Below are 7,059 nucleotides of genomic sequence, written 5' to 3' on the forward strand. Positions count from 1 at the left end.
CGCCGTGACGACCGTGGCGGCGAGCGCGGTGGCTTCAACCGTGACCGCGGTGGGGACCGTCCGTTCAACCGTGACCGTCGTGACGAGCGCGGCGGTGAGCGCGGTGGCTTCGGTGGCGGCCGTTCGTACGAGCGTCGTGACGACCGTCCGTTCAACCGCGACCGTCGTGACGAGCGCGGTGGCGAGCGCGGCGGTGACCGTGGCGGCTTCGGTGGCGGCCGTTCGTACGAGCGTCGTGACGACCGTCCGTTCAACCGCGACCGTCGCGACGAGCGCGGTGGCGAGCGCCGTGACGACCGTGGCGGCGAGCGCGGTGGCTTCAACCGTGACCGCGGTGGGGACCGTCCGTTCAACCGTGACCGCCGCGACGAGCGCGGTGGCGAGCGCGGTGGCTTCGGCGGCGGCCGCTCCTTCGAGCGCCGCGACCACAACCACCGTGGCGGCGACCGCCCGTTCAACCGCGACCGCCGCGACGAGCGCCCCTTCAACCGGGACCGTCGTGACGACCGTCCGGCCCGCCGCGACGACCACCGCGGCACCCGCCCGGCGGCCTCGTTCGACCGCCGCGCCGACAAGCCCCGCTGGAAGCGCAACGGCTGAGGCCGTGTGACCTCCCGCGACAGCCGCGCCTGAAGGGCCCGGACGCACGCCACGGCGTGCGTCCGGGCCCTTCGCGCTGCCGCCTTCGCCGGCGCGCCGATCGGCCGCCGACCGCCCCGCCGACGGGTCCGCCGCCGGTCCGCCCTCCCCTTGCCAGCGCCTTCTCGGGGCCCCCTGGCCCTCGTCCGGCCCCCGAGATCTGACAGACCCGCGACGCCCACCCGATACCCGGTCGGTCACTCGGCCGCCTCCGGCTATGCTCGGGGGAGCACGATCGTGGGCCGTTAGCTCAATTGGCAGAGCAGTGGACTTTTAATCCATTGGTTGTGGGTTCGAGTCCCACACGGCCTACCGCTCGACGAGGTCACCGCACCCCGGTGGCCCGCGCTTCTTCGCCCCGGCCGGGCGTGTCCGGCCGGGGCGAAGGCGTGTTCGGAGGCATATTCGGGGACAGGCGCGCGGCCGGCGGGGGGCGGGCGCGCCCACGGCGTCATGTCGGAGGAGCCGATCAACCGCTTTGCCCAGGATTCACCCCGACGGCCCCGTACCGATCCGTCCCGCCGTCGTTGACCCACGTCGGAATGGTCGGGACAGACAGGTCCCGGCCGGTCGGAAGGGGATGGGACATGAGCTTCGCGCAGCGCATCGCGGTGGTCATCGCGGCGGCGGTGGTGGCAGCGCCTCTGGGCATGAGCGCGGCCCAGGCGGGCGACAGGGACGGCGGCCCGGGCGGGGTGCTGTCGAACGTCTCCGGCAGGAACTCCTCGGGTCACGCCAACCTGTGCGGCACCGGCAAGGTGGCCCTGCTGAAGGACCGGACCTGCAAGAGCTACGACGGGAACGGGCGCGGTCACGACGGCGACCACTCGGGTCCCGCCGGCGGCGTCCTGTCCAACCTGCTGTTCGCCCGCAACGCCTCGGGGCACAGCAACAATTGCGGCAACGAGACCGTGGCGGTGCTGACCAGGACCACCTGCGTGACGGTGGACGAGTCGGGTTCGGCCCAGCACCGGGGCTGAGCGCGCGTCGCGGCCGGCCGGTCCCCGTGACGTGACGTCGTACGGGCGACCGGCCTTGCCGTACCCGCCGGCGCCGGCCGGAGCGGGCGGCTCGCCTCAGAAGTCGCCGCCGAAGCCTCCGCCGCCCCCGAAGTCGCCTCCGCCGAAGCCCCCGCCCCCGCCGAAGTCGCCGGGGTCGAAGTCCGCGCCGGAGTAGTCGCCGCCCTCGGGGCCGCCGGCACCGCCCCAGCCGCCGTCGGCGGCGTAGGCGCCGGGGGCGTGCATCATGCTGCCGAGCATGGTGCCCATGAGCAGGCCGGGCAGGATGCCACCGCCGAAGTAGCCGCCGGCCCAGGGGGCGTAGGCCGGGCCCGCGTCCCAGTACGGGCGGCGACCCGAGGCCGTCTCGACCGTACGGGACAGGGGCTCCTCGCCGTCCGCCAGCCGCGCCGCGTCCGCCGCGCAGACCGGGACCGTGCGCTCCGCGCCACCGGGCGGCGCCCATGTCGCGTCCTCGACCGAGGGGCCGTGCCGGGGGTCGAAGAAGCACGGCGGCCTGCGTTCGGGCAGCGGACGGCCCTCGCGGCGGGCGGCGAGCACGGCCAGGGCGAAGCGGCCCTCCTCCAGGGCCTCGGTCACGGCCCGCACGTCGTCCGGGTGGCGGGCGGCCGCCATGGCGGCCTTCGCGCGTTCGTAGGCGTCGAGCCCGCGCCCGTAGTCCTCGCGCATCGCGTCGTCCGCCTCGGGCGACGCCGGCTGGAAGTCCAGCCGGTCGAGCTCCTCGCCGAAGGCGGTGATGTCCTCGTCGACGACGGTCCGCAGGCGCTCCAGCTGGGCCCGTTCCTCCTCGGCCCGGCGCTTCTTGCTCCGCTGATGCATCAGGAACGCTCCGCCGCCGCCCGCGGCGAGCAGGGCGACGAGCGCCACTGCGGCGCCGGCGCCGAGGCCGCCGCCGGAGGAGCCGCTGTCCCAGGAGGACGGCGCCCGGCCGTTCGCCTGCCGGAGCGCGTCGTCGACGAAGCTCTCCAGCTGGGCCGCGGCGTCGCCCGGGTGGGACCGCCCGACCTCGCCGGTGAGGTTGCTGACGGCGTTGCGCGGCATCACGCGCGGATCGGCGCCCGCGCTGAAGCGGTCACCGAGCTGGACGGCGTACACGCCGGTGATCCCGGTCTTGGCGCGCAGGTCCTGGAGGAGCGTGCCGGGCGGGTACTCGGGCGCGGTGGGCAGCACGGCCACGAAGACCGGCTTGCCCGCGTCCTCGATCTTGTCGGCGAGGGCCTTGGCGCGGTCCGGTGGGAGTCGGTCGGACGCCCGCGGGTCGACGTAGACGGGCCCGTCGTGCAGGGCGTCCGCGGCGGCGTCGAGGCCGTCGGCCGCGCGGGCGCTCGTGGTGGTCGCGGCGGCCGCCATCAGCAGCGCCGTGAGGAGTGCGGCGAGAAGGGCGAGGGGACGCACCCGTATCCGCCGCGCCTGCCGCCTCCGCGGCCGGCGCGCCGATCGGCTGCCCGCCCGGCGCGATGCGCTGGTCATATGTACGACGCTACCCGATGCGCGCCGTTTATCCGCAGGGTGCGGGCGTCATCGCTTCACGGGGTGAGCGTGGGGATGCGCCGCGTCATCGCCCCCGAAGGGAGGTCCCGGGCAGGGGGGCCGCGGAGGCGCGAGCGGGGCGGGCCGCATCGCATAACAACTGATGAACGATCAGATGAAGGCAGGTTTGACGAGGGGGGATCAGTTCGGGCGCATAGATGGGGAAATGGCCGGAGAAGGTCACCTGTCGGTTCGCAATGATCAAGCTGCGCGGCTTGGAAAGAAGTGACTCTTTCTATTAACGTTCGATAACGCAGTGCGGTCGTCCCAGCTGCCACAAGAGGCGGCACCGTGCGCCGTCGCCGAATCCCGCACCACGAGGAACCGGGGAACCACCACCCTGGGGTGAATCGGTGCCTCCACCCGCCCATGGGCCCGTCCAGGCGCCCATGGACCACGGATCACAGCTCGCGGCCCCGCGCCGCGTCACGATCACGGGTCGCCGTCGTGGAGGAGCCGTAGGAGACCTTCCTGCTCCGAACCCGTCAGCTAACCCGGTAGGCGAGGAGGAAGGAAGGAGAGCGCCCGCATGGCGCCCAACACCCCCACCGGTTCGGCCGGATACCCCGGATTCGTCGCCGAGCCCCCGGCCGGCGGCGGCGAGGGCGGCACCTGGAACCCCACCGCGGAGTCCGTCGCCCCGGTCCGCGGCCGCCATCGCGTGGTCAAGCAGCGCGGCGGCTCGATGGCCCGCAGCTCGGCCGTGCTGGGTGTCGGCGTCATCGCGGCGGTCGGCGCCGGCGGCATGGCCACTGCCAAGGAGCGGCCCCCGGTCTCCATCGCCGTGCCCGACCTCTCCCGGGTCGTGAACCAGCTCCCCGACGCAGAGTCCCTGCCGGGCATCGGCTCTCTGGTGAGGGGCGACGCCGCCGCCGAGGGTGCCACCGCGGGGGACGCGGGCACCGCGCGGCAGGCCGCCGCCCCGCTCACCCAGGCCGGCCTGACCACGGCCGAGGCGGAGCAGGGCACCGGCGCGGGCGAGGCGCTGCGCGCCCGCATCATGCGCCAGGCCGAGCAGCAGCAGTCGGCGGCCGACGCCGCGGAGCGCACCGCCGCCGAGCGCGCGGCGGCCACGTCGGCGGCGGCGGAGGCCGCGGAGACCGCCCAGGCGCAGGCCGAGGCGGAGGCCGCGGAGGAGGCGAAGCGGAAGAAGGCCGCGGAGGACGCCCAGGCGCAGGCCGAACGCGCGGGGGGCGGCGGCGAGGAGGACGGCGGCTCGGGCGGCTCCGGCGGTTCGGGCGGCGGTGACGAGGACGGGTCCGGGGGGACGGCCAAGGCGTCGGGCGGCCATGTCGCGCCACTGGCCTCGTACACCCTGACCTCGACCTTCGGCGAGTCCGGTTCCATGTGGTCGCGCAACCACACCGGCCAGGACTTCGCCGCCCCGACGGGCACCCCGGTCAAGGCCGTGCACGGCGGCACCATCACCCAGGCCGGCTGGGCGGGCGCGTACGGCTATCGCATCGTGCTCACGCTGCCGGACGGTACGGAGATCTGGTACTGCCATCTGTCGTCGATGACGAAGACCTCCGGTTCGGTCGGGGCCGGCGAGACCATCGGCCGGGTCGGCGCCACGGGCAATGTCACCGGACCGCATCTGCACCTGGAGGTCCGGCCGGGCGGCGGCTCGCCCGTCAACCCGCTGTCCTGGCTGCGCGGCCACGGCGTCGACGTCTGAGCGGGCGGCTGCGGGGGCCATAACCGGAACGTGCCGGGGTCCGCAACCGGAACGGATTTCGCTGGGCAGCGGGCCGCCGCCGGGCCCTCTCGTAAGGGCCGCGTCCGCCGAACACCCCGTACGGGAACGGGAAACCCGTGGTCGCGGCGGTGCGTTTGCGGCCGTACATCGCATGCATGAGCCTTGGTCGTACGGGAACCCGCTTCGGCGACTTCCGCGACGAGGAGGGTGCGATGACGACCGCCGCTCACCGAGAGGATCACGGGGAGGACCAAGGGGACTGCCGGGGAACGGGGCGCATCGTCCCCAAGGCGGCCCAGGGGAGAGACCAGGGCCCGGCCCCGGCCGGAGACGCGCCGAGGGGACCGGGCGACGACCCCGGGGGCAGGGGTGAGGGCGGCCCCCGAATAGCCGAGGGCTCCCGACCGCCCGCCGCCGAGACCCGCGCCGCTGATCCGCGCGCCGCCGAGACCCGCGCCGCCGAGACCCGCGCCGCCGAGACAGCCGAGGCACCCGCCGTCGCGAAAACCGGCCCCGAGGCACCCGCCGCCGAGACACCCGGCGCCGACCTCGGCACCATCACCACCGACGTCCCCGCGCGGCTCGACCGACTTCCCTGGGCGCGCTGGCACTGGATGATCGTCATCGGACTCGGCACGGTCTGGATACTCGACGGCCTGGAGGTCACGGTCGTCGGCAACATCGCCGGCCGGCTCTCGGAGCAGGGCAGCGGACTGCCCATCAGCTCCGCGCAGGTCACCGGCCTGGCCGCCGCTCTCTACGTCGCGGGCGCCTGTCTGGGCGCCCTTTTCTTCGGCTGGCTGACGGACCGCTTCGGCCGCCGGAAGCTCTTCATGCTGACCCTCGCGGTCTACCTCGCGGCGACCGCGCTGACCGCCGTCTCCTTCTCCAACTGGTGGTTCTTCGCCTTCCGCTTCCTCACCGGCTTCGGCATCGGTGGTGAGTACGCCGCCATCAACTCCGCCATCGACGAGCTGATCCCCTCCGAGTACCGCGGCCGCGTCGACCTGATCATCAACGGCAGCTTCTGGCTCGGCGCGGTGGGCGGCTCGCTGCTCTCCATCGTCATGCTGGACACCGACTTCTTCGCCGCGAACGTCGGCTGGCGGCTGACCTTCGCGCTCGGCGTGGTGCTCGGGCTGGTGATCCTCCTGGTGCGGCGCAATGTGCCCGAGAGTCCACGCTGGCTGTTCATCCACGGCCGGGGCGCGGAGGCGGAAGAGCTGGTCCGCGACGCGGAGCGGCAGATCGAGGCCGAGACCGGCCGGCCGCTGCCGCCCCCCGACCACGAGATCACCATCCACCAGCGCACCAGCATCGGCTTCGGCACCATCGCCCGTACGGTCTTCTCCACCTACCGCAAGCGGACCGTGCTCGGCTTCGCGCTCTTCATCGGCCAGGCGTTCCTCTACAACGCGATCACCTTCGGCTTCGGGGCGATCCTCACCACCTTCTACGACGTGCCGACCGGCTCCACCGGCTACTACTTCGCGGTCATCGCGGTCGGCAACTTCCTCGGGCCGCTGCTGCTCGGAAAGCTGTTCGACACCATCGGCCGGCGCGTGATGATCTCCAGCACGTATCTGCTCGCCGGCGTGCTGCTGTTCGGCACGGCCTGGCTCTTCGACGGCGGACACCTCACCGCCAAGACGCTGACGGCGTGCTGGTGCGTGGTGCTCTTCTTCGCCTCCGCGGGCGCCAGCTCGGCCTACCTGACCGTCAGCGAGATCTTCCCCATGGAGACCCGCGCGATGGCGATCGCCTTCTTCTACGCCCTCGGCACGGCGGCGGGCGGCATCAGCGGACCGCTGGTCTTCGCCGAGCTCACCGAGTCCGGGGTGGTCTCCGACACGGTGATCGCGTTCCAGATCGGCGCCGCGCTGATGACGATGGCCGGACTGGTGGCCGCGCTGCTGGCGGTCAAGGCGGAACGGCGGTCGCTGGAGGACATCGCGGCCCCGCTGTCCGCGGCAGCGGCGGCGGTGAAGGGGCATGTGCGCACCGGCGCCGCCAAGAGCCCGGCGGCGGCACGGGCCACGACGGGCACCACGGGAACGGGCATGACGGGCTGAGCCGCCGGCTCCCGGGCCGGCCCGCGGCCTCAGCAGCCCCAGCAATCACCCCAGCACCACCGGCCGCAACACCAGCCGCAGCCGCACCCCCAGCCGGGCT

At 73.8% G+C, this 7,059-nt stretch carries 4 protein-coding genes, 1 tRNA gene, 1 pseudogene and 1 riboswitch; of the genes and pseudogenes, 5 read left to right on the top strand and 1 reads right to left on the bottom strand.

All coding sequences use genetic code 11. From position 1 onward, the window contains the following. From ACSNOD_RS26560 to ACSNOD_RS26570, 3 genes and pseudogenes are all read left to right on the top strand, one after another. Positions 1 to 600, top strand: a pseudogene (locus ACSNOD_RS26560) (DEAD/DEAH box helicase); the annotation flags it as partial. A gap of 278 nt (positions 601 to 878) precedes the next feature. After that, positions 879 to 951 (top strand) — tRNA-Lys (locus ACSNOD_RS26565). Between the two features lie 275 nt (positions 952 to 1,226). After that, positions 1,227 to 1,619, top strand: coding sequence for a hypothetical protein (locus ACSNOD_RS26570; protein ID WP_436769596.1), 393 nt, complete (start codon positions 1,227 to 1,229; stop codon positions 1,617 to 1,619). Positions 1,620 to 1,715: 96 nt separating this feature from the next. Here ACSNOD_RS26570 and ACSNOD_RS26575 read toward each other — a convergent pair whose 3' ends face one another. After that, positions 1,716 to 3,008: a hypothetical protein gene (locus ACSNOD_RS26575; RefSeq protein WP_436769598.1), complete on the bottom strand. Its 1,293-nt coding sequence runs from the start codon at positions 3,006 to 3,008 to the stop codon at positions 1,716 to 1,718. A gap of 470 nt (positions 3,009 to 3,478) precedes the next feature. Further along, positions 3,479 to 3,707: riboswitch (cyclic di-AMP (ydaO/yuaA leader) on the top strand. Positions 3,708 to 3,717: 10 nt separating this feature from the next. Between ACSNOD_RS26575 and ACSNOD_RS26580 the strand changes: the two genes are divergently transcribed. Together ACSNOD_RS26580 and ACSNOD_RS26585 are read left to right on the top strand one after the other, a co-directional pair. Beyond that, entirely contained in the window at positions 3,718 to 4,866 is a 1,149-nt protein-coding gene (locus ACSNOD_RS26580) for a M23 family metallopeptidase (RefSeq protein WP_436769597.1), read from the top strand. A gap of 635 nt (positions 4,867 to 5,501) precedes the next feature. Further along, positions 5,502 to 6,959: an MFS transporter gene (locus tag ACSNOD_RS26585; RefSeq protein ID WP_436769599.1), complete on the top strand. Its 1,458-nt coding sequence runs from the start codon at positions 5,502 to 5,504 to the stop codon at positions 6,957 to 6,959. Positions 6,960 to 7,059 lie beyond the last annotated feature (100 nt).

It is taken from the genome of Streptomyces sp. URMC 123 (assembly GCF_051386515.1).
In the GTDB taxonomy this organism is placed as follows: Bacteria; Actinomycetota; Actinomycetes; order Streptomycetales; family Streptomycetaceae; genus Streptomyces.